Here is a 25,432-nt window from a genome sequence, read left to right on the forward strand (position 1 = left end):
CGGGGCATTCGGCGTTTCAGGACGCCGTCGTCCAAAAATCACACATGGATTCCGGATCGCCGTCGGAAATTCCCGCGGATTGCCATAGAGTCACTGAGCGGACGTCAATCGTCGGCGTTTCACGGGGATTGATCCGGAGGTCGGTCATGCGCATTCCCGCGCACGCGGTGTGTACGGCGATCCGGGACGACATCATCGCGGGCGTCCATGAACGCGGCGGCCGGCTCACCGAGGAGGTCCTCGCCCGGAGATACGGCGTCTCCCGCGTTCCCGTCCGGGAGGCGCTGCGCACGCTGGAGGCGGAGGGCTTCGTCGTCACCCGCCGGCACGCGGGCGCGTGCGTCGCGGAACCCACCGAGCGGGAGGCCGCCGACCTGCTGGAGACACACGTGCTCCTCGAGCCGCTCTGCGCCTCCCGCGCGGCCCAGCGCCGCACGGAGGCCCATCTGAAGGTGCTGCGCGGCCTGGTCCGGCTGGGGCAGGAGCGTGCCCGGCAGGGCAACAGCGAGGACCTGCGCTCGCTGAGCGGCTGGTTCCACGAGACGCTCGCCCAGGCCTGCGGCAGCCCGGCGCTGACGTCGATGCTGACCCAGCTGCGGTACAAGATCGCCTGGATGTACGCCGCCGAGGGGCCCTCCGACCCGGTCGAGTACTGGGCGGAGCACGGCGCGATCACGGACGCGGTGGCACGCGGCGACGGCGAGCGCGCGCGGTCCGTCACGGCACTGCACACCGAACGCGCGAGCGCCGCGCACCGCCTGCGCTTCGGCTCCGGTGCCGGCCGCGCCGGCCTCGCGGACCGTGTGAGGAACGCGCAACATCCCGTAAACATGCCGAGTCTGCGCCCTTAACGCGGGTGCCGTATACAAAGAGGGCGTCATTCCCGGGGGCTATTCCCCGCTGCCCGTAAAAAGGGGGAATTCGGGAAAGCGAAAGGCCCGCCCGGTGGTCCGGGCGGGCCTTTCCGAGTGCGGTGGGCGACCCTGAAATGAGCGGTCCCGCATTCGTGAACGGCTCAGACGGTCTCGGGAAGCTCCTCGAGGCCCTCGGAGACCAGCTTCGCCAGACGGTCCAGGGCGGCGTCCGCCCCTTCGGCGTCGGAAGCGAGGACGATCTCCTCGCCGCCCTGGGCGCCCAGGCCCAGAACGGCCAGCATGGAGGCCGCGTTGACGGGGTCGCCCCCGGCCTTGGCGATCGTCACCGGGACGCCTGCGGCCGTGGCGGCTCGGACGAAGATGGAGGCGGGGCGGGCGTGGAGACCCTCGGCCCAGCCGACGTTGACGCGGCGCTCAGCCATGTGTTGCTGCCCTTCACTGTTCAGGGTTGTCTAGACCAGTTTCCCACATCGTGAGGCGATGCCCGGGAGCGGCATCACCGCCCGCTCCCGGAGGGCGGCGGGACCGCGGCCTCGGCCCCGCTGTCGTCCACCACAGACTGCCTCGCGCCCCTCTCGCACGCGAGCCGTACTCTGGGGCCCATGCAGATCTCGTCGGACCGGCACGAGTATCCCGCCCACTGGGAAGCCGACGTGGTGCTGCGCGACGGCGGCACCGCGCGCATCCGCCCCATCACCGTCGATGACGCCGAGCGCCTGGTCAGCTTCTACGAGCAGGTGTCGGACGAGTCGAAGTACTACCGCTTCTTCGCGCCCTACCCGCGCCTGTCCGCCAAGGACGTCCACCGCTTCACGCACCACGACTTCGTGGACCGGGTGGGACTCGCGGCCACCATCGGCGGCGAGTTCATCGCCACCGTACGCTACGACCGGATCGGGCCCGACGGGACGCCCGCGTCCCAGCCCGCCGACGAGGCCGAGGTGGCCTTCCTCGTGCAGGACGCCCACCAGGGCCGGGGCGTCGCCTCCGCCCTCCTCGAACACATCGGAGCCGTCGCGCGGGAGCGCGGTATCCGCAGGTTCGCCGCCGAGGTGCTGCCCGCCAACACCAAGATGATCAAGGTGTTCACCGACGCCGGGTACACCCAGAAGCGCAGCTTCGAGGACGGCGTCGTCCGCCTGGAGTTCGGCCTCGAACCCACCGACCGCTCCATGGCCGTGCAGCACGCGCGCGAACAGCGCGCGGAGGCGCGGTCGGTGCAGCGGCTGCTCGCCCCCGGCTCGGTCGCCGTCGTCGGCGCCGGACGCACCCCCGGCGGTGTGGGCCGCAGCATCCTCGACAACATCAGGGACGCCGGTTTCACCGGACGCCTCTACGCGGTCAACAAGGCGTTCGAGGAGGACCGCGAGGAACTCGACCAGGTGGCCGCGTACCGGTCCGTGCGCGCCATCGACGGTCCCGTCGACCTCGCGGTCGTCGCGGTGCCCGCCGAGCACGTCCCCGAGGTGGTCGCCGAGTGCGGCGAGCACGGAGTGCAGGGGCTCGTCGTCGTCTCCGCCGGCTACGCCGAGTCCGGCCCCGACGGCCGCGAACGCCAGCGCGCCCTCGTACGGCAGGCACGCTCGTACGGCATGCGGATCATCGGACCGAACGCGTTCGGCGTCATCAACACCTCCCCGGACGTGCGGCTGAACGCCTCGCTCGCCCCCGAGTCGCCCCGCGCGGGCCGGATCGGACTGTTCGCCCAGTCCGGCGCGATCGGCGTCGCCCTGCTCTCGCGCCTGCACCGGCGCGGCGGCGGCGTCACCGGGGTCACCGGCGTCTCCACCTTCGTCTCCTCGGGCAACCGGGCCGACGTGTCCGGCAACGACGTCCTGCAGTACTGGTACGAGGACCCCGACACCGACGTCGCCCTGATGTACCTGGAGTCCATCGGCAACCCCCGCAAGTTCACCCGCCTCGCGCGGCGCACCGCGGCGGCGAAGCCGCTCGTCGTGGTCCAGGGCGCACGCCACGGCGCCGGGCCCCGGGGGCACGCCGTACGGGCGACCCGGCTGCCCCACGAGACGGTGTCCGCGCTACTGCGGCAGGCCGGGGTGATCCGCGTGGACACCATCACCGAACTGGTCGACGCGGGCCTGCTGCTCGCCCGCCAGCCCCTGCCCGCCGGACCCCGGGTGGCGATCCTCGGCAACTCCGAGTCCTTGGGCCTGCTCACCTACGAGGCCTGCCTCGCCGAGGGGTTGCGCCCGCACCCCCCGCTGGACCTCACCACGGCGGCCTCGGCGGCGGAGTTCCACGCGGCGCTCTCCCACGCGCTGGCCGACGACACCAGCGACGCGGTCGTCGTGACCGCGATCCCGGCGGTGGGGGAGGGCTCGGTGGGCGACGCGGCCCTGGCGGAGGCCCTGCGCTCGGCCGCCGCCGCTGCCCCGACCAAGCCGGTCCTCGTGGTCCACGTCGAACTCGGCGGCCTCGCGGAGGCGCTGTCGGCCGCGACCAGCACGGCACCCCAGCCGGCGACCGCCCCTGCGCCCCGCCCACCGGCCGCTCCGGCACCGCCGCAGCCTGCCGCACCGCAGCCTGCCGCACCGCAGCCCGCGCCCCCGACCGCCGGCGGCCCCCCGGACCGCGCCCCCGACCCGTTCGACGCCGGCCCGCCCGCCCCCGCCACATCACCCGCCGCACCCCCCGAGGGTGCTCACCTCATCCCCGCCTACCCCGCCTCCGAACGCGCCGTCCGGGCGCTCGCCCAGGCCATCGCGTACGCGCAGTGGCGGCGCGAGGCCGCCGAACCCGGCAAGGTGCCCGAGTACGAGAACGTCGACGAACGGGCCGCCGCCGCGCTCATCGACGGGCTGCTCTCCCGCGGAGAGGGCCTCACCCTCGGCAGCGAGGACACCTGCGACCTGCTCGGCACGTACGGCATCCGCGTGTACCGGGCCCTGCCCGCCCCCACCCCCGACGCCGCCGCCGAGGCCGCGCGCACCCTCGGCTACCCCGTGGTCCTCAAGGCCACCGCCCCCCACCTCAGGCACCGAGCCGACCTGGGCGGCGTCCGCCTGGACCTGGTGGACGAAGAACAACTGCGCCGGGCGTACGACGAGTTGACGGAGCTGTTCGGAGCCCCGGCGGAACTGCGCCCGGTGGTGCAGCGCATGGCACCGCGCGGTGTCGACACCCTCGTCCGCGCGGTCATCGACCCCGCCGCCGGGGCCGTGCTGTCCTTCGGCCTCGCCGGGGCACCCTCGCAGCTGCTCGGGGACATGGCGCACCGCCTGATCCCGGTCACCGACCGGGACGCGACCTCACTGGTGCGATCGATCCGGACCGCGCCCCTCCTCTTCGGCTGGCGCGGCTCCGCGCCCGTGGACACCCCCGCCCTCGAGGAGCTGATGCTGAGGGTGTCGCGGCTGGTCCACGACCATCCCGAAGTGGTCGCCGTCACACTGGAGCCGGTCGTCGTCGCCCCGCACGGCGTCAGCGTCCTCGGCGCCTCCGTACGCCTGGCCCCGCCACCGGCCCGCGACGACCTCGGCCCGCGCACCCTCCCGGCGTACTGAGGGCGCCCGGGAGGCGGACCGCGGTGAGCGGTGCCTCGCAGTCGGCGGCCACCCTTAGGATGGGCGTCATGGCCAAGACCAGTACGACGACCCAGGGGCTGCGGGCGGCGATCGAGCGCAGCGGCTACTACCCGGCCCTCGTGGCCGAGGCGGTGGAGGCCGCCGTGGGCGGCGAGCCCGTCCGGTCGTACCTGGTCCACCAGGAGACGACGTTCGACCAGAACGAGGTGCGGCGGCACGTGACCGTGCTAGTCCTCACCGGCAACCGCTTCATCGTCAGTCACACCGACGAGCAGGCCGCCGACAGCACCTCCCCGACGCCGTACGCCACCACGTCGACGGAATCGGTCAAGCTCGGCCGGATCTCGTCCATCGTGGTCAGCCGCGTGGTCGCCAACCCGGAGTCGTACAAGCCGGGCACCCTGCCGCGCGAGATCGTGCTCACCATCGGCTGGGGAGCCGTCTCCCGCCTCGACCTGGAGCCGGCCGCCTGCGGCGACCCCAACTGCGAGGCCGACCACGGCTACACGGGCAGCTCCACCGCCGACGACCTGAGCCTGCGCGTCAGCGAGGCCGGCGACGGACCGGAGACGGTGCGCCAGGCGCTCGTCTTCGCGCAGGCCCTCTCCGAGGCGACCGCGGACACCCCCCGATAATGGCGCAGTCCGCCGTCTGGGACCCCCACCCGGAACCGCTCCCCCTCGACTCCGCCCCCGTGCCCGAGTACGGCACCGGTTCGCTCGCCGACCTGCTGCCCACGCTCGCCGCGGGCCTCGGCGTCCCCGGCATGACCGCCGGCATCCGTGAGCTGACCCCCGCCGACCGGAACTGCGTGTTCCTGATCGACGGCCTCGGCTGGGAGCAACTGCGCGCGCACCCGGAGGACGCCCCCTTCCTGACCTCGCTGCTCGACAGCTCGCGCGGCGGCACCGGCCGCCCGATCACCGCGGGCTACCCGGCGACCACCGCGACCTCCCTCGCCTCCGTCGGCACCGGCCTGCCGCCCGGCGCCCACGGCCTGCCCGGCTACACCGTGCGCGACCCGGACACCGGCGAGCTGATGAACCAGCTGCGCTGGCACCCCTGGACCCCGCCCGGCGCCTGGCAGCCGTACCCCACCGTCTTCGAACTGGCCCACCGCGCGGGTGTGCACGCCGCGCAGGTGTCCTCACCGACCTTCGAGAACACCCCGCTGACCAAGGTCGCGCTCAGCGGCGGCACCTTCCACGGCCGGCTCACCGGCGAGGAGCGCATGGACCTCGCCGCCGCCCAGCTGGCCGGCGCCGACCGCGCCCTCGTCTACACGTACTACGCCGAGGTCGACGGCGCGGGCCACCGCTACGGCGTCGACTCCGACACCTGGCGCGGCCAGCTCGGCCACGTCGACCGGCTCGCCCAGCGCCTCGCCGAACAGCTGCCACCGCGCAGCGCCCTCTACGTCACCGCCGACCACGGCATGATCGACGTCCCCTTCGACGAGGACCACCGCATCGACTTCGACGAGGACTGGGAGCTGAAGGCGGGCGTCGCCCTCCTCGGCGGCGAGGGCCGCGCCCGGCACGTGTACGCGGTCCCCGGCGCGGCGAACGACGTACTGACCTGCTGGCGCGAGGTGCTCGGCGAGCGGTTCTGGGTGGCCTCGCGCGACGAGGCGATCGCCGCCGGCTGGTTCGGGCCGGCGGTCGACGAGCGCGTGTACCTCCGCATCGGCGACGTGGTCGCCGCCGCGCGGGACGACGTCCTGCTCATCGCCTCCGAGCGGGAGCCGAGGGAGTCGGCGATGGCCGGCAACCACGGCTCGATGACCCCTGCCGAACAGCTCGTCCCCCTGCTCGAAGTACGCTCCTGAGGCTCCGCCCGTGACCGCCCCGCCGAAAGGTTCCCGACCCTCCATGCCCGAGCTGGTGTTCTTCTCCGGAACGATGGACTGCGGGAAGTCGACGCTGGCTCTCCAGATCGAGCACAACCGTTCGGCACGCGGCCTGGTCGGCATGATCTTCACCCGCAACGACCGGGCCGGCGAGGGCAAGCTCTCCTCCCGCCTGGGCCTGGTCACGGACGCGGTGGAGGTCGGCGAGGGCGCGGACCTGTACGCCCACCTCGTCGACCACCTCTCACAGGGCCGGCGCGCGGACTACGTCATCGCCGACGAGGCGCAGTTCCTCGCACCGGAACAGATAGACCAGCTCGCCCGCGTGGTGGACGACCTCGAACTCGACGTCTACGCCTTCGGCATCACCACCGACTTCCGCTCCAAGCTCTTCCCCGGCTCCCAGCGCCTGGTCGAACTCGCCGACCGCGTCGAGGTGCTCCAGGTCGAGGCCCTGTGCTGGTGCGGCGCCCGTGCCACGCACAACGCCCGTACGGTCGGCGGCGTCATGGTCGTCGAGGGCGCCCAGGTGGTCGTCGGCGACGTCACCGGCTCGGTCGACGAGATCGGCTACGAGGTCCTGTGCCGCCGCCACCACCGCCGCCGCATGACCGCGGCGACGTCCCGCGCGGCGGCCCTGTCACCGGACGTCCTGCCGGTGTCGACCACCTGACCGCTCCCGCTCAGCCGATACGGACTCCCGCGCCGCTGACCCGAACCCGCCGGTCACCCGCGCGCAGCGCCACGGTGAACTCGCCGGGTCGGCCCAGGTCCTCGGCGATCTCCTCGACGTACGGCACTGGTGAGTGTGGCCCTGAGGGTCGCACCCTCCTCGGCCACCTCCACCGGCACGGCACCGGCGCGCGCTTGCCGGTTCCCTCCGGCGCCGCGGTCGGGAACGCGGACTCCGACTAGCCGAGCCCGTCCGGTGCAGCGGGCACAACGAGGGCCCTGCCCGACCGGGGCCCGGGTCGGCAGGGCCCTCGTGGCCGTACGAGCGTCGGACGTGCCGCTCCGAGGAGGCCGGCCCGACGAGATCCGTCCCGGCGGCGGACGGCCCGGCCACCGGGGCCTGACGGGTGCGGACCGAACCGGTCACGCGCCGTCACTCACGCGCGTGCCGCGGGCCAGGGGAGACGGGGTCCTCCAGCGCGGACCGGAGCGTCGTCAGCCTCCTGTGCAACTCGGGGTCGTGAGCCGGCTGCGGGGTCCGCAGCGGGCGGGGGAGCGCCGAGCGAAGGCCGGGGGAACCCGGCAGGTCCGTGCGGGCCGCGCCGGCCAGGACGTGCAGGAAGGCCCCGGCCCGCGCGCCGTCGGCGGGGGCGGGCACGGTGGGTCCGCCGAGGACGTTCCAGGAGAGCAGACGGCGTACGCCCAGCACGGCAGGCCACAGCCGGTCCGCGGTGCCGGTCGTCCGGATCTCCTCCGCGGGCACCGCGGCGTGCATGGTCCACAGGTCCGCCATGCGCTGCCAAGCCGCCCCCTCGGACACGGCCTGGACCGTCCCGGTCCGCAGGCGTTCCCCCACCGCCTCGCCCGCCGCCCCGACGGCCGGGGAGACGGCGGCGCACACGCGGCGCAGCGGCACCCCGCGCACCAGCAGGGCGGCCGTCATGCCCAGGCACATGCCGAGGGTGAGGTCGAGCAGCCGGTACGCGGAGAGCGCTCCCAGGCCCGGACCGGAGGCCCACGCGGCGTTGACGAGCAGCAGGGCGACCGGGGTGTTCAGCAGGGTGCGCGCGAGCAGACTCCGGGCGGGCAGGGCCCGCGAGACCGCGTGGACCACCGTCGCCAGGACCACGGTCGCCCACACACCGGGCCGGTAGACCTGGGCGACCAGCACCGTGATCACCACGCCGGCGAGGGTCCCGGTGAACCGTGCGCCGACCCGTTGGGAGGGCTGCTGACCCGGCCCGCCCTGGAGCGCCGCCGCCGCTCCCACCGCCACCCACGCCGGATGCATGAGGGGAAGCGCCCAGCCCAGGACGGTGCCCACCGCGACGGCGACCCCGACCCGCAGGGCGACGGTCGGTGCCGGGGAGGCCGCGGACAGCGCGAACCGCAGTTCGTCGGCCAGGCTCTTGCGCGGCGGCAGGGGAAGAGGCCAGAGGGAGTCCAGCGGCTCCGGCGGCCGGCCGTCCGCGGGCGCCGGCGGTCCGGTTTCCGCACCCGCGGCGACGGCCCGGTCCGGCGGGGTCCGCCCGGCCTTCACCTCCGTCGCCGCCTCCCGCAGCGGGCCGGCCCGTCCGGCCGGCACCGGCTCACCGCCCCGTTCCGTCGTGCTCTGCACCGCGTCGAGCACGTACTCCAGCCGGAGCATCAGTCCGTGGAGCACCAGCCGCCGGGGGGCGGGCGCCGTGTGTCCGCCGCGCCGGCCGTCGTCGAGCGCCGACCACGCCGCGTGCACGGCCGTGTAGGCGCTCACCCGGGCCGCCGTGAGGTCCGCCGCGGGCTTCCCCGCGGCGTCGGCGAAGGCCGCGACCGACCGGAACGCGCCCGCGACCGCGGTTTCCTCGGGCTCGTACGGGCGCCGCAGCCGGCCCGACATGGCGGCCAGCCACGACGCGGACACGCCGATGGCGAAGCAGCCCGCCCGGGCGCCCGTCTCCGCGAGGTCCACCGGCGGCAGGAAGGCGGCCAGCGCGGTGACCAGGACGATGAAGTAGCTGCCCGGGCCGCTCAGATGCAGCGTCCGTACGACCAGGGTGGCCGTGACCGAGACGACGGTGAGCACGGCCGTCATCGCCCACACGTCCCCCGCCGCCAGCGAACCCGCGGTGAAGGCCAGGACGAAGCCCGCGGCCAGCAGGCCGAGGACCGGACCGCGCCGGGGGTAGGGGTCCCGGGCGCCGTAGGCGTCGATGTAGCAGCCCAGCGCCGCGAAGACGCCCTTGTCGGCGCCGGCGACCGCCGTGACGGCGGCGAAGCAGAGCCCGAAGGTCAGCGCCGACCTGACGGCACGCCACCGGTCGAGCGCGGGTATCGCGAGGTGCGGCCGGTGCGCCGTCCGGGTGAGCGCCGTTCTCACCACAGGGCCCGGGCGACACCCGCGCCCGCGAACGACAGGCCGAGTCCGACGGCGACCGTCACCAGCAGATACCCCGCGGCCCCGGCGGTCCGGCGGGCACTCGACATGGTCAGGAGCTCGTTGGAGAACGTGGACCAGGTGGACAGGGCGCCGCAGAAGCCCACCGAGAGCAGCGCCTGCCCGGTCGAGCCGAGCGCGCCCTCGGTGCCGGCCTCGACCAGGAAGCCCAGGAGCAGTGCCGCCGCCATGTTGGCGAGGAAGGTGCCCCAGTGGAACGTGGACGGCAGGCGCGTGCGGGCCGCCTCACCGATCAGATAGCGGGCCGGGGCGCCGAGCGCGCCCCCGGCGAGGACCAGCAGCCACTCACCCATCAGGAGGTCCTCCCCGATCCGGTCTCCCCGTGCCGGCGAGGCGTCAGGACGGCCCGCGTCAGCGCCACGCCGAGGACCACCCCGGCCAGGGCCGCGGCCACGGTCAGGACGAGGTAGCCGACCGCGGTGGCCGGCTGGTCGTTCTCGAACAGCCTGCGGACGTCGTCCGTGTACGACGAGAACGTGGTGAAGCCGCCCAGGACGCCCGTGCCCAGCAGGGGGTTCAGCAGCCGGGGGGCGCCGGTGAAGCGCTCCTTCAGCGCCACGGTCAGCACGCCCATGAGGAAGCAGCCGACGGCGTTGACCAGCAGGGTCGTCCAGGGGAAGGCGGCCTCTCCGGTCCGCCAGACGGCGTGGGCGTCGCTGCCGTTGGGCCACACGCGCGACGCGCCGTAGCGCAGGAGGGCGCCCACGGCCCCGCCGACCGCCACGACCGCGACCACGGGCCACCGTGCGCCGGACGTGTGGTCCGGATGCGGATGGAGATGCATGTCACTGAGAAGGTGCATATCGTCACATTAAGTCCCGAATGTCCTCCGGTTCTCACCGAACCCGTTCCTGCCCCTCCCCGGCGAAGGAGTATGTGTGGCTGCAGCACGGCTCACTACGGCTGACGGCTCCGTCTCCTCCCAGAGCACCCTCAAGGACACGGCGCTCGGCGCCCTGCGCGGTGTGGGTCAGGTCGACTTCCAGGCCGGCGTCGCGACCTCGCTGGTCATCCTGGCGGCCCTGTGGGTGGAGAGCTGGGAGATGGGGCTCTTCGCCACCATCGGCGCGGTGGTGTCCACCCTCACCGCGCGCCTCCTGGCCGTCCCGCACACCACCCTGACCCAAGGGCTGATGACCTACTGCGGCGTGCTCGGCAGCATCGCCATGGTGGTCTACCTCGGCAACCACCCGTCGACGTACGTCCTGGCGGTGGCCGCCGCCGTCATGTGCACCCTGGTCACCGCGACCCTCAACCACCTGCTCCAGCCCTTCGGCCTGCGGGCGTTCACCGGACCCTTCTGCCTCGTCGCCCTCGTGATGGTCCTCGGGGCCCCCTCGTACGAGCGCGTCTGGCACGGGACGCCGGAGACGGCCGTCACCCCGGCGACCCCCAAGAGCCCCGTCGTCGACTGGACCGACCTCTGGCAGGGCTTCTTCGCGAACGTCTCCCAGATCTTCTTCGCCGGTACCTGGTACGTCGGACTCATCATGCTGGTCGGGCTCTTCCTGGCCGGCTGGAAGGTCGGCGTGTTCGCCGTGGTGGGCAGCGTCGTCGGCCTGCTCACGGCGTGGGCTCTCGGCGCGCCCGCCGTCCTGATCGGCGAGGGGATCTACGGCTACAACGCCGTCCTGACGAGCCTGGCGTTCGGCGTCGTCCTGCTGCGTCCCACCGCGTGGAACCACGCCTTCACCGTGGTGGCGGCCGCCGCCACCACGGCCCTCACGGCCTCCCTGTCGGTGTTCTTCGAGACCTTCGGCAGCCACACCTTCACCTGGCCGTTCAACATCACCACCTGGGCGCTGCTGGCGGCCGTGCCCCTGCTGCCCCGCATCACCCCGCTCGCCGACGACCCCTGAGGCCCGCTCCGCCCCCCGAGCAGGCCGGCACCCGTTCCCCGAGGAAGGCGCTCCACCGATGAACCTGGCCCCCCGAGAGATCGACAAACTGCTCGTGTACGTCGTGGCCGACCTGGCCCGCAGACGCCGTGAACGCGGGCTGAAGCTCAACTACAGCGAGTCGGTGGCGCTCATCACCGAGGCCATCCTGGAGGCGGCCAGGGACGGCAAGAGCGTCGCCGACTGCATGGAGCTCGGCCGGAACGTGGTCGACGAGGGCAGCACCATGCCCGGCGTGCGGGAGATGCTGCCGCTGCTCCAGGTGGAGGCGACGTTCGACGACGGCAACAAACTCGTCTCCTGCCACGACCCGGTCGGCGGCTGACCGTGTCCCCGGCCACGGTGGTCGCGGTCGGCGGCCACGAGAGCGACGGCGGGCGGGCCCTGCGCGGTCTGCTGGGCCCGCGGGCCGCGTGTGTGGCGGGCGGGCGTGAGCTGCTGCGGTGCGTCGGCGCCGCGCGGGCCCGGGGCGAGTCCGTCTGCGTGGTGCCGATGACCCTGGGCAGGGACCCGGAACTGGTCGCCGACGCCGCCCGTACCCTGCTGGCCCTCTCCGCCGCGGACCGCGCCGGGACCGTACTGGCCGAGCCCTTCGGCACCGCGGACCACCTGATCGGCTGGCTCCGCGCGGCGGCCACCCGGGTGGCCGGGGACAAGGCACTGCTGGTCACCGCCCCGTCGGGCGACCCGTTCGTCGACGCGGACCTGTTCCGCATCGTGCGTCTCGTACGGCAGTTCGGCAGGCACCGCACGGTCGAGGTCGCGCTGAGCGGAGGCGATCCGGACGTGGCCGAGGGCCTGCGGCGCTGCCGCGCCCTCGGTGCGCGCGATGTCGTGCTGCTCTCGGCCGCCTGGGTGACGCCGGTGGTTCCCGGCCCCGAACCCTGCGAGTGGGGCGGACCGCTGCTTCCGGCACCCGCCGTGGCGGGCGTCCTCGACGCACGGGTACGGCAGGCCTGGCGGCGGTACGACGAACTCGGCGACGACGGCCTCTCCCGCGGCCTCGCGGCGGCCCACACCCACGGCCACGCCCACAGCCACGGCCCGGGCGCGCACGACCACGCCCACGGCCCGGGCGCGCACGACCACGGCCACGGTCCCGGCACGCACGACCACGCCCACGGCCCCGGCACGCATACCCACCCCCGCACCCCCGCCCGCGCCCCGGCGACCGACGCGCACGTGCCCGCCCACGAGACGCACACCGACCCCCACGCCCACCCCCACCCGCCGGACGGCGCCGCACCCGCGCACCGCGGCCACCGTGCCCCGGACGGCCCCCCGCACCCCCACCGGGGCGCCGGCCCGCACGTCCTCCCTTCTCACAGGAGCCTTCGATGACGCTTCCCCCGCGCTACCAGTACGGTGACGGACCGATCGAGCTGAACGCCGGCCGGCGGACCGTCAAGGTCACCGTCCGCAACACCGGCGACCGGGCGGTCCAGGTCGGTTCGGACTACCACTTCTTCGAGGTGAACTCCGCCCTCGAGTTCGACCGCGACATCACGCTCGGCATGCACCTCAACATCGCCGCCGGCACCGCCGTCCGCTTCGAGCCCGGCGGCACCCACGAGGTGGAGCTGTGCACCTACGCCGGCACCGGACGCCTCCACGGCTTCAGCGGCCTCCTCAACGGCAGCGTCAAGTCGCACCCCGCGCGGGTCGAGGCCGTCAGCCGGGCACTGCAGCGCGGCTTCCGCGGCGTGGGCACCGAGAACGGAGCCGGCAAGACCGGCGGCAAGAAGGCCGGTTCCGACAAGGCTGATTCCGCGCAGGGCTCGAAGAAGAAGGGATCCCACTGACATGCCCACCCTCTCCCACAAGCAGTACGCCGCTCTGTTCGGCCCGACGGTGGGCGACCGCTTCCGGCTGGCCGACACCAATCTCGTCGTCGAGGTCGAGAAGGACTTCCGCGAGGGCTCGTACGGCGACGAGGTGGTCTACGGCGGCGGCAAGACCATGCGTGACGGCATGGCCTCCGACCCCCAGGCCACCGCCGCACAGGGCGCCCTCGACCTGGTGATCACCAACGTCGTGGTCATGGACCCGGTGGTCGGCGTGGTCAAGTGCGACATCGGCGTCAAGGACGGCTTCATCGCCGGTATCGGCAAGGCCGGCAACCCGCAGACCCAGGACGCCGTCGACCCCCGGCTCGTGGTCGGCACCGGTACGGAGGTCATCGCGGGCGAGCACCTGATCGCGACGGCCGGGGCCATGGACTCGCACGTGCACCTCATCACCCCCCAGCAGTGCGAACAGGCCCTCAGCAACGGCATCACCACGCTGTTCGGCGGCGGCACCGGACCGACGGACGGCAGCAACGGCACCACCTGCACCCCCGGCCCCTTCAACCTCGCCTGCATCCTCCAGGCCGCCGAGGACCTGCCGGTGAACCTCGGCATCATGGGCAAGGGCAACGGCAGCCTGCCCGGCGCGCTGGACGAGCAGATCGAGGCCGGCGCCGCCGCCCTCAAGGTCCACGAGGACTGGGGTTCCACGCCCGCCGTCATCGACAACGCGCTGGCCGTAGCCGACCGGCACGACGTCCAGGTCGCGATCCACACCGACACCCTCAACGAGGGCGGCTTCTTCGAGGACACCCGTTCCGCGATCGACGGCCGCACGATCCACACCTTCCACAGCGAGGGCGCGGGCGGCGGCCACGCCCCCGACATCCTGCGGGTCACCGGCGAGCCGAACGTCCTGCCGTCCTCCACCAACCCCACGCTGCCCTACACCAAGAACTCCGTGGACGAGCTGCTGGACATGGTGATGGTGTGCCACCACCTCAGCCACGACATCCCCGAGGACGTGGCGTTCGCGGACAGCAGGGTGCGCGCGGAGACCATCGCGGCCGAGACGGTCCTGCACGACCGGGGCATCATCAGCATGATCTCGTCCGACTCCCAGGCCATGGGCCGCATCGGCGAGTCCGTCACCCGCGCCTTCCAGATCGCACACGTGTGCAAGGAGGCCTTCGGTCCGCTGCCCGAGGACTCCGAACGCAACGACAACCAGCGCGTCCTGCGCTTCCTCGCCAAGGTGACCATCAACCCCGCCGTCGCCAGCGGTGTCTCGGACTACGTCGGCTCGATCGAGACGGGCAAGCTCGCGGACATCGTCCTGTGGCCCATGCACTCCTTCGGGGCCAAACCGAAGATGGTCATCAAGGGCGGCATCATCTCCTGGGCGCAGATGGGAGACCCCAACGCCTCGCTGCCCACCCCGCAACCCGTCTACTACCGCCCGTCGTTCGGCCACTACGGGCGCGCCATGCAGGCCACGCACGTCACCTTCATGTCGCAGGCCGGCATCGCGGCCGGGGTGCCGGAGCGGCTCGGCCTGGAGCGGACGGTGCTCCCGGTGCGCAAGACCCGCACCATCGGCAAGCACAACATGGTCCGCAACGACGTCGTACCGGAGATCGAAGTCGACCCGGAGACGTACAAGGTCACCGTCGACGGCGAGGTCGTGACCATCGACCCTGCCCAGAGCCTGCCGCTCAACCAGCTGTTCTTCCTGGCCTGAGCGCATGTACCACGACGAGAACGCCGTGCCGGGCGGGCCCGCCCGGCACGCGGCGGCACCGGACACGGACCTCGGGCACCTCCTGGTCGGCCTCCAGCTCACCGACTCGGCGTTCCCCAGCGGCTTCTACACGCTGTCCCACGGCCTGGAGGGGTACGTACAGGAGGGAGCCGTCGACCGCGACTCCCTCCCGGCGCTCCTGCACGACCTGCTCCGGCACGGCGTCGGCCCGTCCGACGCCACCGGGCTGGCCCTGGCGCACCGGGCCGCCGCGGCGGACGACTGGGCGGCGGTGGCCGCGACGGACCGGCGGCTGTACGCCACGAAGCTCAACCGGGAGATGCGGCAGGCCGCCACCCGCACCGGACGCCAGCTGCTGGACCTCGCCGCCGAGGTGTTCGGCGACGCCCGGATCGCCGGCTACCACCGGACGGTGACGGCCCGGCAGGCACCGGGCACCCAGGCCGTCGCCGCGGGCGTGGTGTACGCGGCGGCCGGGGTGCCCGTGCGGCAGGCGGTGGCCGCCGACCTGTTCGCGTTCTGCGCGAGCTTCGCGGGCGCCGCGCTGAGACTGCGGCTGACCGACCACCGCCTCGCCCAGGTCCTGCTGCGCCGGGCGGCCCCGGTCATCGAGGAGACCACCCACCAGGCGCTGGCCCGGGACTTCGACGACCTCGGGGCGACCACCTTCGCCGCGGACGTCATGTCCGCCCGTCACGAGCGGGCCGAGGCCCGCCTGTTCGCCAGCTGAACAGCCGACCACCCGTCATCCGGAGGAAGAAATCATGCGAGACAACGTCCTGCGCGTCGGAATCGGCGGCCCCGTCGGATCGGGCAAGACCGCCCTCATCGAGGCGCTCGTCCCCGTCCTGATCGAGCAGGGCCGCCGGCCCGCCGTGATCACCAACGACATCTACACCCAGGAGGACGCCCAGCACGTCCGCCGCACGCTCGACGGCGTCCTGGAGGGCGACCGCGTCGTGGGCGTGGAGACGGGCGCCTGCCCGCACACCGCCGTGCGCGACGACCCCACGATGAACCTCGCCGCGGGCGCCGAGATGCTCGAACGCTGCCCCGACGTCGACGTCCTCCTCTACGAGAGCGGCGGCGACAACCTGACCCTCACCTTCAGCCCGGCCCTGGTCGACGTGTTCGTCTTCGTCCTGGACACCGCCGAGGGGGAGAAGATGCCGCGCAAGCGGGGGCCCGGCATCACCGACTCGGACCTGCTGGTCATCAACAAGATCGACATCGCGCAGTACGTGCGGACCGACATCGGCGTGATGGAGTCCGACGCCCACCGCGTGCGCGGCGACGGCCCGGTGGTGCTGACCGACTGCCTGACCGGCAAGGGCGTCGACGAGGTCGCCGCCTTCCTGGAGTCACGGCGCAAGGTGCTGGTCTGACGTGCCGGCCGTCCGCGACCGGCTCGCGCCGGACCACTACGAGCCGGTCCGGCTCCCGCCCGAACTGTCGGCGTACTCGGCGGTGCCGGCCACCCTCCGTCCCGGCGCCGCCGCCAAGGTGGGCATCCTCGACCTCGGCTTCGCCCTGCGCGGCGACCGGACGGAACTCGTCGAGCGGTACCAGAAGTCCCCCCTGGAGATCATGCGGCCGCTCTACGTCGATCCGGAACTGCCCGGCATGGCGTGCACCTATGTGATGGCCACCGGCGGCGGCATCGCCCAGGCGGACCGCTACCGCCAGGACTTCCGCTGCGGCCCGGGCACCCAGGCCCTGTTCACCACGCAGGCGGCCACCAAGGTCTACCGGATGGAGGACGACTACGCGACGCAGCGGATCCACCTCACCCTGGACGACGGCGCCTACGCCGAGTACCTGCCGGACCCGCTGATCCCGTTCGCGGGCGCCCGCTTCCACCAGAGCGCGGAGCTGACCGTCCACGAGAACGCCACCGTGGTCTACGCGGAGACGGTCACGGCCGGCCGGATCGCCCGCGGTGAGCGGCACGCCTACACCGTCCTCGGCAGCGACCTGGAGATCCGCCGCCCCGACGGGACCCTGCTGGCGGTGGACACCCTGCGGCTGCGGCCGGACCGCGACGGCGGGGTCGACGGGCCGGGCGTCTTCGCCGGGCACGACCACGTCGCCTCGCTGTTCGTGGTCAGCGGCCGCCGCCCGGCCCCCGAGCTCGCCGACACCCTGCACCGGGCGCTGACCGGCCACGACGTGCTGCACGGGGCGAGCGTGCTGCCGGACGACTGCGGCGCGTGGGTGCGCGTCCTCGGCCACGAGCAGCCCCGTGTCGCCGACGCCGTACGCGCCGCGTGGGACGCCGTACGCCGGCTGCTCATCGGTCATCCCGCCCCCGACCTGCGTAAACCGTAGCGCGCCTCCGACGCGACCAGGAGACCATGCCGTGATCACCGCACCCGCCCCCATGCCGCCCGCCTACGACTCCGGCGACACCGCCTGGATGCTGGCCGCGGCCGCCATGGTGCTGCTGATGACCCCCGCCCTCGCCTTCTTCTACGGCGGCATGGTCCGCACCAAGCACATCCTGGTGATGCTCAAGATGAGCTTCGCCTCGCTGTGCTTCGTGACCATCGTCTGGTACATGGTCGGGTACTCGCTCGCCTTCGGCCCGGACGTCGGCGGCGCCGGGCTCATCGGCAACCTCGACCACGCCTTCCTGCGCGGCATCGAGCCGAACACCCTGACCGGCTCCATCCCCACCTACGTGTACGCCACCTTCCAGATGGGCTTCGCCATCATCACGGTGGCCCTGATCAGCGGTTCCATCGCCGGACGGGCCACGATGAGGGGGTGGCTGGTCTTCTCGGTGCTCTGGCTGCTGATCGTGTACGTGCCCCTCGCGCACTGGGTCTTCGACGCCGACAGCGGCTGGATCACCAAGCACCTGGGCGCGCTGGACTTCGCGGGCGGGCTGCCGGTGGAACTCAACTCCGGTATCGCGGGCCTGGCCGCGGCCCTGGTGATCAGGGGCCCGGCGGACTTCCGGCGCAAGGAGCCGCGGCCCAACAACATCCCCCTGGTCATGATCGGCGTGGCGCTGCTGTGGTTCGGCTGGCTGGCCTTCAACGCCGGTTCGGCCGTGCGCGACACCGGCACCGCCGCCACGGCGTTCATCAACACCCAGCTCGGCGCGGCCGGCGCGATGGTCACCTGGCCGCTGGTGGAGTACTGGCGGACCCGGCGGGTCACCATGATGGGCGTCGGGTCGGCGGCCGTGGCCGGCATGGTCGCCATCACCCCGGCGTGCGGTGAGATCGACCCCACCGGCGCCCTGGTGACCGGGCTCGTGGCCGGCTTGGTCTGCGCCTACGCCATCACCCTCAAGTACCGCCTGAACGTCGACGACACGCTGGACGTGGTCGGCGTCCACGGCGCGGGCGGCCTCGTCGGGCTGATCATGGTCGGCCTCTTCGCCACGGCCCAGATCAGCGGCAAGGAGGGCCTCTTCTACGGGGGCGGCGGCTCCCTGCTCTGGCGGCAGATCGTCGCCATCCTCGCCGTGGCCGCGTACTCGTTCGTCCTGACCTGGATCATCGCCAAGGTCGTCGACGTCGTCGTCGGCTTCGCCGACAAGGAGACGTACGCCGCCGTACCGGGCGAGGACGAGGAACGCGCCTACGACCTGCGCACCGCCGAACGCCTGGACGCCCTGACCGGCGCCGGCCGGGGCACCGACAAGGACTCCCTCGCCGACATCCAGCGCCTCCTGCGGGACAACCGGGAGGGCTAGGCCCTGGCGGCACGGAACCCCGGTGACCGGCGCGGGAGGCGTCGGTCACCGGGGCGGGTGTGCGGGTGGGGCGTGCTGCCGTCAGGCCGCCGCGGCGGCCTCCTCGATGTCCCGGTGCAGATGGTCCATCAGCTCGCCGATCTCACCGGCCTCCGGGGACGAGGCGGCGGCCTGCCCCACCCATCGCGTCGCCGCGAGAGCGAGCCGCGTGGCGTCCTGCGTCCGCCGGTCGAAGAGCAGCTCGTCGATGTGGTACGAGATGTCGCCCAGCGTCTCCGTGCCGGTCCCGGGCGGCAGTACGCCTTCCAGCCCGGCGGGGGAGGGGCCCTCGGTCCGTGACGCGCGCAGGGCCTCGACGAGCGCGGCGTCGTCGCTGTACCGGTCGAGCGTGCTCATCAGGACGAACAGACGTGCGGTCAGGCGGGGAAGGCCCGGGTGGCGGTCCAGCCACTCCATCAGGCCGCGCTCGCCGCCGAGGCGTTCGGCGACCTCGTTCACCCGCTCCTTGGCCCGGGGGCCCAGGGACCAGCCCAGTGGGAGGACCTCGGCGATCTCCTGGGCCAGCCGGGGCTCCTCCGCGGGGTCGAGCACCCCTTCGGCGAAGCCGAGCGCCTTCTCCTCGTCCAGGCCGAACGCGTCGGGACCGACACGCTCCCGTGTGCGGCGTGCGGCGCCGGGGCGCCGGCGCAGCAGTTCACCGGTGAGCTTGCTGAGCGGCTTGTCGTGCACGGATCCTCCCAGTGGGCCGTCGGACGGAGCGGCGGCGGTTCCCGGCACGCCCGTCGCCGGCGATGGCACCCCCACTGTGCCGCCGCCCGCGTGCGGGTGCGCGTCCGGTGGCCCAGTCGGGCGACGGCCCGTCAGGGCAGCGCACGCCTACGCGTCCCCGCCGCCCGGTGGCCGGAGGGTCCCCTGCGCCAGCGCGAACCGTGCCCCCTCCGGGTCCGCCACCAGGGCGACGCGGCCGTGGTCGCCGTCGTGGGGTGGGCCGAGGACCAGGCCGCCCAGCCGGCCGACCCGGTCCACCGCGTCGTCGAGGTCGCGGACGTCGAAGTACGTCAGCCAGTGCGGCCCACGGTCGCGGGGCACGGCGTCCCCCAGGCCGTGGACGGCGGCGACGGGGCGGCCGTCCAGGCGCAGGGTGACGTGGTCGCGGTCGGCGGAGACGGCGCGCTCCTCCTCGTAGTCGAACACGGTCCCGTAGAACTTGGCCACATGGGCGGACTCGTAGGTCGTCAGCTCGTTCCAGACGGGGGTGCCGGGGGTGCCGGTGGCCGCGGGGCCGGTGTGCGCGGGCGGCTGCCAGATGCCGAAGACGGCGCCGCAGGGGTCGGAGCCGATCGCCAGGCGTCCGGCGTCGGCGGCGTCCAGCGGGCCCACCCCGATCGTGCCGCCGCGGGAGCGCACCGCGTCGGCCGTGGCGTCCACGTCGTCCGAGGCGAAGTAGGGCGTCCAGGCGATGGGCAGATGGCGGTCCGGGGGCAGCACGCCGATGCCGGCCACCGGGTGGCCGTCCAGTAAGGCACGTACGTAAGGACCCAGTTGCTCGGGTCCCGGGCGGAACTCCCAGCCGAACAGCGCCCCGTAGAACTCCTCCGTCGCCTCCAGTCCGTGCACCATCAGACTCACCCAGCAGGGTGTGCCGGGTGCGTGCCGGGCGGGCGCCTCACCGTTCGGGCGGGCGTTCCCCCATGCGTCGGTCATCGTCGCTCTCTTCTCGGCCGCCCGTGGCGCCGGCCGTGGTCGTCCCGCCCCTGTGAGGGGCGCGTCCCGTCCGCTCGGCGGATCGTTCCCGCACCGATGCCGACACGGTATGTGCCCGGTCCCGCACGCCTCGTGACCGTTCCTGTCCGGCCGAGCAGAGTAGCCGGACCGGGCCGACTCGGCCACCCCGTGCGCGAGGATGGTGACCATGAACGCCATCATCTCCGCATCCGAACTCGCGAGCGAACTGGCGGGCGGGAAACCGCCGGTGCTGCTCGACGTCCGCTGGCAGCTCAGCACGGCCCGGGCGACCGGTGAACCGCCGTTCGAGGGACGGGCCGCGTACACGGCCGGACACCTCCCCGGCGCCGTCTTCGTCGACCTGGACGAGGAGTTGGCGTCCGCGCCGGGAGGGCGGGGGCGTCATCCGCTGCCGGACCTCGCGGTGTTCGGCGCCGCGATGCGGCGGGCGGGCGTGTCGTCCGCGACGCCGGTCGTCGTGTACGACGGGGGCATGGGCTGGGGCGCCGCCCGCGCGTGGTGGCTGCTGCGCTGGACGGGTCACCCGGACGTGCGGGTCCTCGACGGCGGGTTGCCGTCCTGGGAGGGCCCGCTGGAGACCACGGTGCCGCGGCCGGCCGAGGGCGACTTCGTGCCGGCGCCGGGGGAGGAGGGGCTGCTGGACGCCGACGCCGCGGCGGCGCTGGCGCGTTCGGGAGTGCTGCTGGACGCCCGCGCGGGGGAGCGGTACCGCGGTGAGGTGGAGCCGATCGACCGGGTCGGCGGGCACATCCCGGGCGCCGTCTCGGCGCCCACCACGGAGAACGTCGGCCCCGACGGCCGCTTCCTGCCGGCCGCCGACCTGGACGCCCGCTTCAAGAACCTGGGCGTGTCGGCGTCGGCGCCGGTCGGCGTGTACTGCGGCTCTGGCGTCTCCGGCGCCCACGAGGTGCTGGCGCTGGCGATCGCGGGCATCCCCGCGGCGCTGTACGTCGGCTCCTGGTCGGAATGGTCCGCGGACCCGGAGCGGCCGGTCGCGCTGGGCCCCGACCCGCAGTAGCCGGGAGGGCCAAGCCCCCGCACACCGAACCGCGAACAGCCCGCCCGAGGAGCCCTCTCGGCCGTCAGCGCCCCGTCCCGGGGCGCTTCCTCGGGGCTCGGGGCCGTCCGAGGACAAGGCCCGTCCAGGGCCGAGGGGGGCCGGGGCGCGGCCCCGGGGACGGGAAAGGGGCGGCGGGGGCGAAGGAAACTCGGCTCGACGCAGCGGAAGGCGCACCCGCCCTCCGGCCCCGAACGGCCTACTCCTGCTTCTTCCGCCGCGTCCCGAACACGATCTCGTCCCAGCTCGGCACCGCCGCCCGGCGGCCCGGGCGGACACCGTCCGCCTCGGCCTGACGGTCGGTCGAGCCGATGAGACGGTCCCGGTGGCTGCCGACGGAACGCGGCATCAGGACGTCCGCGTAGGCGGAACCCGCCGAGGCCGCGGGGGCCGGCGGCTCCTCCGCCTCGGGCTCGGACTCCGGCTCCTCGGCAGCCGGCTCCGGCGCGCGCTCCGGCACCACCAGATCGCCCCGGAAGCTCGGCACCGCCTCCAGCAGGCTGGTCAGCGAGTCCCGTTCACCGGAGGCCGACGCGGACGCCGTCGCCGCCGTGGACTCCTCGGCCGGCTCGGACGCCTGCGCGGGCAGGCTCGGCCGCTCCCGGTCACCGGGCCGGTCCAGCGGCCGGTCGCGCGGCAGCCGCGCGATGCGCGGGACGAACGGGAAGCTGGGCTCGGGCGCGGCCAGGTCGTCGGACTCGCCGATCAGCGAGCGCGCCTCGTCGTCGACGGCCTGGACGAGCCGCCGGGGCGGGTCGTACGTCCAGCTCGCCGAGTGCGGTTCGCCCGCGACCCGGTAGACCAGCAGCACCTCCCACGTGCCGTCGTCGCGGCGCCAGGAGTCCCACTGGACGGTGTCCTTCTCCGCGCCGCGCAGCAGCAGCCGCTCCTGCACGGCCTCCCCGAGCGGCGGACCGGAGTTCTCACCGGGGCGGCGGACGGGGGTCTTGCGGGCACGCTCGGCCATGAACGCGCGCTCGGCGAGGACGGGGCCCTCGAAGCGGCGTACGCGGTCCACGGGGATGCCGGCCATCTGGGCGACCTCTTCCGCGGTCGCGCCGGCCCTTATACGTGCCTGGATGTCACGGGGGCGGAGATGGCTCTCCACCTCGATCTCGATCTGGCCGAGGCGCGGACGGTCGCCGCGCACGGCGGCCCGGAGCCGCTCGTCGATCGGAAGCGTGTACTCCGTGCTGTCCGCAGCCTTCAGCACCAGCCGTGTGCCGTCATTCGAGACGGCCACGACACGCAGTTCGGGCATGGGGACCTCCCGGGTGGTGCCTGCCGACGTCACGTGCGTCGCTGCTTCCGCTAGTCGAGTGTGGCCTGCCCGGGTGCAGCCTGCCACAACCTTGCCGAGTTGCCCGGCGTGTCGGGCGCGGGCCCTGGATCGCCGTTATGGCACGGTTACCTATTCGCAACGCTGAGTGACCAACTGCGTCACCGTGTGCAACTAGCCCCCTCCCGGCGGTCCTCATGGTCCCGGGCACCCTGACGGGAGACCGGACCCAGGGCTCGCAACAGTACTCCATTTGGGCCACGTGCGTGGATGGGCACGCCGCCCCATGCATCCTCTATGCCCCCAGGATCCTCCGCAAGTGGTCGTTGCGGAACCGGCGTTCCGGATCCAACCGGTCCCGGAGCGCCGTGAATTCACCGAACCGCGGATACACCCGGGAGAAGTACTCGGCGTCCCGTGTGTGGATCTTCCCCCAGTGCGGCCGCCCCTCGTGCGCGGTGAACACGCGTTCGGCGGCGGTGAAATACCCCTGATAGGGGGTCCCCTTGAACATGTGGACGGCGATGTACGCGGTGTCACGGCCGGACGCCGTGGACAGGGTGATGTCGTCGGCCGGCGCCGTGCGCACCTCGACCGGGAAGCTGATCCGCAGGCGCGAGCGGTCGATCATGGCCTTCAGCTCGCGCAACGTCTCCACCAGGGCCTCGCGCGGAACGGCGTACTCCATTTCCACGAAACGCACCCGGCGCGGCGAGGTGAACACCTTGTAGGGAATGTCGGTGTAGGTCCGCGCGGAGAGCCCCGTGCTGCAGATCCGCGCGATGGCCGGAATGCTCGGCGGCGCCGCGCGGCCGACCCAGTTGGCCACCCGGAAGACCCCGTTGGAGAGGAACTCGTCCTCGAACCAGCCCTTGAGCCGGGGCACCGGTCTTTCCGGGCCCGCGCTGCGATTGTTCCGCTTGGTGTTGGTGTTACCGGTGTGCGGAAACCAGTAGAACTCGAAGTGCTCGTTCTCGGCATGCAGTTGGTCGAACTCGGCGCAGACCCGGTCGAAGGACATCGGCTCCTCACGGGCGGTGAGCAGAAAGACCGGCTCCACGGCGAACGTGACCGCGGTGACGACGCCGAGGGCACCGAGACCGATCCGCGCGGCCGCGAAGACGTCCGGGTTCTCCTTCTCGGAACACGTGAGCACCGAACCGTCGGCGGTGACCAGTTCCAGGCCCTTGATCTGCGCGGCGATGGAGCCGGAGTCGCGGCCCGTGCCGTGCGTGCCGGTGCTGGTCGCCCCGGAGACCGTCTGCTCCATGATGTCGCCCATGTTGGTCAGCGACAGCCCCTCCCGCGCGAGAGCCACGTTGAGCCTCTTGAGCGGGGTGCCGGCCTCGACCGTGACCGTGCCGGCCGCCCGGTCGACGTCCCGTATGCCGGTCAGCAGATGGGGGCGGATCAGCACCCCGTCGGTGGCGGCTATGGACGTGAAGGAGTGCCCGCTGCCGACCGGCTTCACCGGCAGACCGTCCTCGGCGGCCCGGCGCACGACGGCGGCCAGCTCGTCGACCGAGGCGGGCGCGACCTCCCGCGCGGGGCGGGCGGAGACGGTTCCCCCCCAGTTACGCCATGTGCCGTTCCTCGCGCTCGCTGTGCTGACCAACGGAACCTCCCCGACCCGCGGCCGGCCGCTTGAGCCGGCGGAACCCGAGGAAACCGACCGCGACCGCGACGGCACCGGCCACCGCCGGAACCCCGTACCCGGCGCGCGCCCCGGCCGCGTCGATCACCCAGCCGGCCACGGCGGAGCCCGCCGCGACCCCGACCGCGAGCCCCGTGCTCACCCAGGTCATGCCCTCGGTGAGCTGCGCGCGTGGTACGTGCTCTTCGATGAGGGACATCGTCGTGATCATCGTCGGCGCGATGGACAGACCCGCAACGAACAGCGCCACGGCCAGAAACGGCAAGTTTCCGACCAGTAGGAGTGGGATCATACTCACGGCCATCGCGCAGACACCCAGCAGCCAACGACGCTCCGGCGCCCCCGCGAAGTGCAGCAGCCCGAACACCAGCCCGGCCACGCACGAGCCCAGCGCGTACACGGCCAGCACCACACTGGCCGCGGTCTTGTTCCCCTGCTCCTCGGCGAAGGCCACGGTGACCACGTCCACCGCGCCGAAGATCGTCCCCGTCGCCACGAACGTCACGACCAGGACCTGAAGCCCCACGGACCGCAGCGCCGTGCCACCGCCCCGGTGCTCGCGCGGATGCGGCTCGGGCTCGGTGGCGCGCTGCGAGGTCAGCCAGAACACACCGGCCGCCAGGAAGCAGGCCGCGAGCAGCGGACCGGCCTCCGGGAACCAGGCCGTGGACAGCCCGATGGAGACGATCGGCCCGAAGATGAAGCAGACCTCGTCCACCACCGACTCGAAGGAGTACGCGGTGTGCAGCTTCGGGGTGCCCCGGTACAGGGCGGCCCAGCGGGCCCGGACCATCGCGCCCACGCTCGGCACGCAGCCGATGCCGACGCACGCGACGAACAGCACCCACTCCGGCCACGTGTAGTGCGCGGCGAACAGCAGCACCGTCGCCGCCGTCAGGGAGATCAGGGTCGCCGGGCGCAGCACCCGCCGCTGCCCGTACCGGTCCACCAGACGCGAGACCTGCGGACCCGCCACCGCCGCCGAGAGCGCGATCGTGGCCGACAGGGCGCCGGCCAGTCCGTACCGCCCGGTCAGCTGGGAGATCATCGTCACCACGCCGATGCCCATCATGGACAGCGGCATCCGGCCGAGGAACCCCGCGGCGGAGAAGGCCTTGCTGCCGGGCGCGGCGAACAGGGCGCGATAGGGGCTGGGCACGGGCGCTCC

24 protein-coding genes and 1 pseudogene are annotated in these 25,432 nt (G+C 73.3%); 15 read left to right on the forward strand and 10 right to left on the reverse strand.

Going from position 1 to position 25,432, the window contains the following annotated elements; all coding sequences use genetic code 11:
- Window positions 1-146 precede the first annotated feature (146 nt).
- Window positions 147-851 carry a GntR family transcriptional regulator gene (locus ACZ434_RS29405; protein ID WP_468461132.1) on the forward strand — a complete coding sequence of 235 codons (705 nt, stop codon included), beginning with the start codon at window positions 147-149 and terminating at the stop codon, window positions 849-851.
- Window positions 852-1,015: 164 nt separating this feature from the next.
- Here ACZ434_RS29405 and ACZ434_RS29410 read toward each other — a convergent pair whose 3' ends face one another.
- Entirely contained in the window at window positions 1,016-1,297 is a 282-nt protein-coding gene (locus tag ACZ434_RS29410) for an HPr family phosphocarrier protein (RefSeq protein ID WP_053637259.1), read from the reverse strand.
- Between the two features lie 180 nt (window positions 1,298-1,477).
- Between ACZ434_RS29410 and ACZ434_RS29415 the strand changes: the two genes are divergently transcribed.
- The 4 genes from ACZ434_RS29415 to ACZ434_RS29430 all read left to right on the forward strand — a co-directional run bounded on the left by ACZ434_RS29415 (window position 1,478) and on the right by ACZ434_RS29430 (window position 6,942).
- Entirely contained in the window at window positions 1,478-4,399 is a 2,922-nt protein-coding gene (locus tag ACZ434_RS29415) for a bifunctional acetate--CoA ligase family protein/GNAT family N-acetyltransferase (RefSeq protein WP_468461135.1), read from the forward strand.
- Between the two features lie 68 nt (window positions 4,400-4,467).
- Window positions 4,468-5,055 (forward strand): DUF5998 family protein, encoded by a 588-nt coding sequence (locus ACZ434_RS29420; protein ID WP_468461137.1) that lies wholly within the window; start codon window positions 4,468-4,470, stop codon window positions 5,053-5,055.
- The gene (locus tag ACZ434_RS29425; RefSeq protein ID WP_468461139.1) at window positions 5,055-6,248 is read left to right on the forward strand and encodes an alkaline phosphatase family protein; all 1,194 of its coding nucleotides are present in this window, start codon (window positions 5,055-5,057) and stop codon (window positions 6,246-6,248) included. The genes ACZ434_RS29420 and ACZ434_RS29425 overlap by 1 nt, the downstream gene beginning before the upstream one ends.
- 43 nt (window positions 6,249-6,291) lie before the next feature.
- Window positions 6,292-6,942, forward strand: coding sequence for a thymidine kinase (locus ACZ434_RS29430; RefSeq protein WP_468461141.1), 651 nt, complete (start codon window positions 6,292-6,294; stop codon window positions 6,940-6,942).
- A 10-nt stretch (window positions 6,943-6,952) separates the two neighbouring features.
- Here ACZ434_RS29430 and ACZ434_RS29435 read toward each other — a convergent pair.
- From ACZ434_RS29435 to ACZ434_RS29450, 4 genes and pseudogenes are all read right to left on the reverse strand, one after another.
- Window positions 6,953-7,045 (reverse strand): annotated as a pseudogene (locus tag ACZ434_RS29435) (phenazine biosynthesis protein PhzF); the annotation flags it as partial.
- Between the two features lie 329 nt (window positions 7,046-7,374).
- Window positions 7,375-9,297: an FUSC family protein gene (locus tag ACZ434_RS29440; protein WP_468461143.1), complete on the reverse strand. Its 1,923-nt coding sequence runs from the start codon at window positions 9,295-9,297 to the stop codon at window positions 7,375-7,377.
- Window positions 9,294-9,668, reverse strand: coding sequence for a fluoride efflux transporter FluC (locus tag ACZ434_RS29445; protein WP_468461145.1), 375 nt, complete (start codon window positions 9,666-9,668; stop codon window positions 9,294-9,296). Before ACZ434_RS29445 ends, ACZ434_RS29440 begins: the two co-directional genes overlap by 4 nt.
- On the reverse strand, window positions 9,668-10,177 hold the full coding sequence (locus ACZ434_RS29450) for a fluoride efflux transporter FluC (RefSeq protein WP_468461147.1): 510 nt from the start codon (window positions 10,175-10,177) through the stop codon (window positions 9,668-9,670). Before ACZ434_RS29450 ends, ACZ434_RS29445 begins: the two co-directional genes overlap by 1 nt.
- A gap of 76 nt (window positions 10,178-10,253) precedes the next feature.
- Here ACZ434_RS29450 and ACZ434_RS29455 point away from each other — a divergent pair, with 76 nt between their 5' ends.
- From ACZ434_RS29455 to ACZ434_RS29495, 9 genes are read left to right on the forward strand one after another with little or no spacing between them, the layout of a single operon-like run.
- Complete coding sequence (locus ACZ434_RS29455) at window positions 10,254-11,234, forward strand: urea transporter (RefSeq protein WP_468461149.1); 981 nt, start codon at window positions 10,254-10,256, stop codon at window positions 11,232-11,234.
- Between the two features lie 58 nt (window positions 11,235-11,292).
- The gene (locus ACZ434_RS29460; RefSeq protein ID WP_468461151.1) at window positions 11,293-11,598 is read left to right on the forward strand and encodes an urease subunit gamma; all 306 of its coding nucleotides are present in this window, start codon (window positions 11,293-11,295) and stop codon (window positions 11,596-11,598) included.
- Window positions 11,599-11,600: 2 nt separating this feature from the next.
- A complete protein-coding gene (locus tag ACZ434_RS29465) occupies window positions 11,601-12,614 on the forward strand; it encodes a sirohydrochlorin chelatase (RefSeq protein ID WP_468461153.1) in 1,014 nt (337 codons plus the stop codon).
- On the forward strand, window positions 12,611-13,075 hold the full coding sequence (locus ACZ434_RS29470) for an urease subunit beta (protein WP_468461155.1): 465 nt from the start codon (window positions 12,611-12,613) through the stop codon (window positions 13,073-13,075). Before ACZ434_RS29465 ends, ACZ434_RS29470 begins: the two co-directional genes overlap by 4 nt.
- A gap of 1 nt (window position 13,076) precedes the next feature.
- Window positions 13,077-14,801, forward strand: a complete 1,725-nt coding sequence (gene ureC, locus ACZ434_RS29475; protein WP_468461157.1) for an urease subunit alpha — start codon at window positions 13,077-13,079, stop codon at window positions 14,799-14,801.
- Between the two features lie 4 nt (window positions 14,802-14,805).
- Window positions 14,806-15,552 carry an urease accessory protein UreF gene (locus tag ACZ434_RS29480; protein ID WP_468461159.1) on the forward strand — a complete coding sequence of 249 codons (747 nt, stop codon included), beginning with the start codon at window positions 14,806-14,808 and terminating at the stop codon, window positions 15,550-15,552.
- Window positions 15,553-15,586: 34 nt separating this feature from the next.
- Window positions 15,587-16,207 carry an urease accessory protein UreG gene (gene ureG, locus ACZ434_RS29485; RefSeq protein ID WP_468461161.1) on the forward strand — a complete coding sequence of 207 codons (621 nt, stop codon included), beginning with the start codon at window positions 15,587-15,589 and terminating at the stop codon, window positions 16,205-16,207.
- A gap of 1 nt (window position 16,208) precedes the next feature.
- A complete protein-coding gene (locus ACZ434_RS29490) occupies window positions 16,209-17,150 on the forward strand; it encodes an urease accessory protein UreD (RefSeq protein WP_468461163.1) in 942 nt (313 codons plus the stop codon).
- 31 nt (window positions 17,151-17,181) lie between these two features.
- The gene (locus tag ACZ434_RS29495; RefSeq protein ID WP_468461165.1) at window positions 17,182-18,528 is read left to right on the forward strand and encodes an ammonium transporter; all 1,347 of its coding nucleotides are present in this window, start codon (window positions 17,182-17,184) and stop codon (window positions 18,526-18,528) included.
- An 81-nt stretch (window positions 18,529-18,609) separates the two neighbouring features.
- Here the strand turns inward: ACZ434_RS29495 and ACZ434_RS29500 are convergent, their stop codons facing one another.
- Together ACZ434_RS29500 and ACZ434_RS29505 are read right to left on the reverse strand one after the other, a co-directional pair.
- Window positions 18,610-19,257 carry a hypothetical protein gene (locus ACZ434_RS29500; RefSeq protein WP_468461167.1) on the reverse strand — a complete coding sequence of 216 codons (648 nt, stop codon included), beginning with the start codon at window positions 19,255-19,257 and terminating at the stop codon, window positions 18,610-18,612.
- 147 nt (window positions 19,258-19,404) lie between these two features.
- A complete protein-coding gene (locus ACZ434_RS29505; protein ID WP_468461169.1) occupies window positions 19,405-20,232 on the reverse strand; it encodes a VOC family protein in 828 nt (275 codons plus the stop codon).
- Between the two features lie 208 nt (window positions 20,233-20,440).
- Here ACZ434_RS29505 and ACZ434_RS29510 point away from each other — a divergent pair, with 208 nt between their 5' ends.
- Complete coding sequence (locus ACZ434_RS29510) at window positions 20,441-21,292, forward strand: sulfurtransferase (RefSeq protein WP_468461171.1); 852 nt, start codon at window positions 20,441-20,443, stop codon at window positions 21,290-21,292.
- Between the two features lie 238 nt (window positions 21,293-21,530).
- Here the strand turns inward: ACZ434_RS29510 and sepH are convergent, their stop codons facing one another.
- The 3 genes from sepH to ACZ434_RS29525 form a co-directional block, all read right to left on the reverse strand.
- Window positions 21,531-22,592: a septation protein SepH gene (gene sepH, locus ACZ434_RS29515; protein ID WP_468461173.1), complete on the reverse strand. Its 1,062-nt coding sequence runs from the start codon at window positions 22,590-22,592 to the stop codon at window positions 21,531-21,533.
- Window positions 22,593-22,905: 313 nt separating this feature from the next.
- Complete coding sequence (locus ACZ434_RS29520) at window positions 22,906-24,225, reverse strand: D-arabinono-1,4-lactone oxidase (protein WP_468461175.1); 1,320 nt, start codon at window positions 24,223-24,225, stop codon at window positions 22,906-22,908.
- On the reverse strand, window positions 24,185-25,423 hold the full coding sequence (locus ACZ434_RS29525) for an MFS transporter (protein ID WP_468461177.1): 1,239 nt from the start codon (window positions 25,421-25,423) through the stop codon (window positions 24,185-24,187). Before ACZ434_RS29525 ends, ACZ434_RS29520 begins: the two co-directional genes overlap by 41 nt.
- Between the last annotated feature and the right edge of the window lie 9 nt (window positions 25,424-25,432).

Source organism: Streptomyces sp. NPDC030893 (assembly GCF_055571535.1).

Bases quoted from the DNA above. Each gene is read 5' to 3' on its own strand.
- ACZ434_RS29445 (WP_468461145.1), bottom strand. From the start codon at position 9,668: ATGGGTGAGTGGCTGCTGGTCCTCGCCGGGGGCGCGCTCGGCGCCCCG.
- ACZ434_RS29480 (WP_468461159.1), top strand. From the start codon at position 14,806: ATGTACCACGACGAGAACGCCGTGCCGGGCGGGCCCGCCCGGCACGCG.
- ACZ434_RS29505 (WP_468461169.1), bottom strand. From the start codon at position 20,232: ATGACCGACGCATGGGGGAACGCCCGCCCGAACGGTGAGGCGCCCGCC.
- ureG (WP_468461161.1), top strand. From the start codon at position 15,587: ATGCGAGACAACGTCCTGCGCGTCGGAATCGGCGGCCCCGTCGGATCG.
- ACZ434_RS29425 (WP_468461139.1), top strand. From the start codon at position 5,055: ATGGCGCAGTCCGCCGTCTGGGACCCCCACCCGGAACCGCTCCCCCTC.
- sepH (WP_468461173.1), bottom strand. From the start codon at position 22,592: ATGCCCGAACTGCGTGTCGTGGCCGTCTCGAATGACGGCACACGGCTG.
- ACZ434_RS29420 (WP_468461137.1), top strand. From the start codon at position 4,468: ATGGCCAAGACCAGTACGACGACCCAGGGGCTGCGGGCGGCGATCGAG.
- ACZ434_RS29510 (WP_468461171.1), top strand. From the start codon at position 20,441: ATGAACGCCATCATCTCCGCATCCGAACTCGCGAGCGAACTGGCGGGC.
- ACZ434_RS29470 (WP_468461155.1), top strand. From the start codon at position 12,611: ATGACGCTTCCCCCGCGCTACCAGTACGGTGACGGACCGATCGAGCTG.
- ACZ434_RS29460 (WP_468461151.1), top strand. From the start codon at position 11,293: ATGAACCTGGCCCCCCGAGAGATCGACAAACTGCTCGTGTACGTCGTG.
- ACZ434_RS29450 (WP_468461147.1), bottom strand. From the start codon at position 10,177: ATGCACCTTCTCAGTGACATGCATCTCCATCCGCATCCGGACCACACG.
- ACZ434_RS29430 (WP_468461141.1), top strand. From the start codon at position 6,292: ATGCCCGAGCTGGTGTTCTTCTCCGGAACGATGGACTGCGGGAAGTCG.
- ACZ434_RS29415 (WP_468461135.1), top strand. From the start codon at position 1,478: ATGCAGATCTCGTCGGACCGGCACGAGTATCCCGCCCACTGGGAAGCC.
- ureC (WP_468461157.1), top strand. From the start codon at position 13,077: ATGCCCACCCTCTCCCACAAGCAGTACGCCGCTCTGTTCGGCCCGACG.
- ACZ434_RS29405 (WP_468461132.1), top strand. From the start codon at position 147: ATGCGCATTCCCGCGCACGCGGTGTGTACGGCGATCCGGGACGACATC.
- ACZ434_RS29410 (WP_053637259.1), bottom strand. From the start codon at position 1,297: ATGGCTGAGCGCCGCGTCAACGTCGGCTGGGCCGAGGGTCTCCACGCC.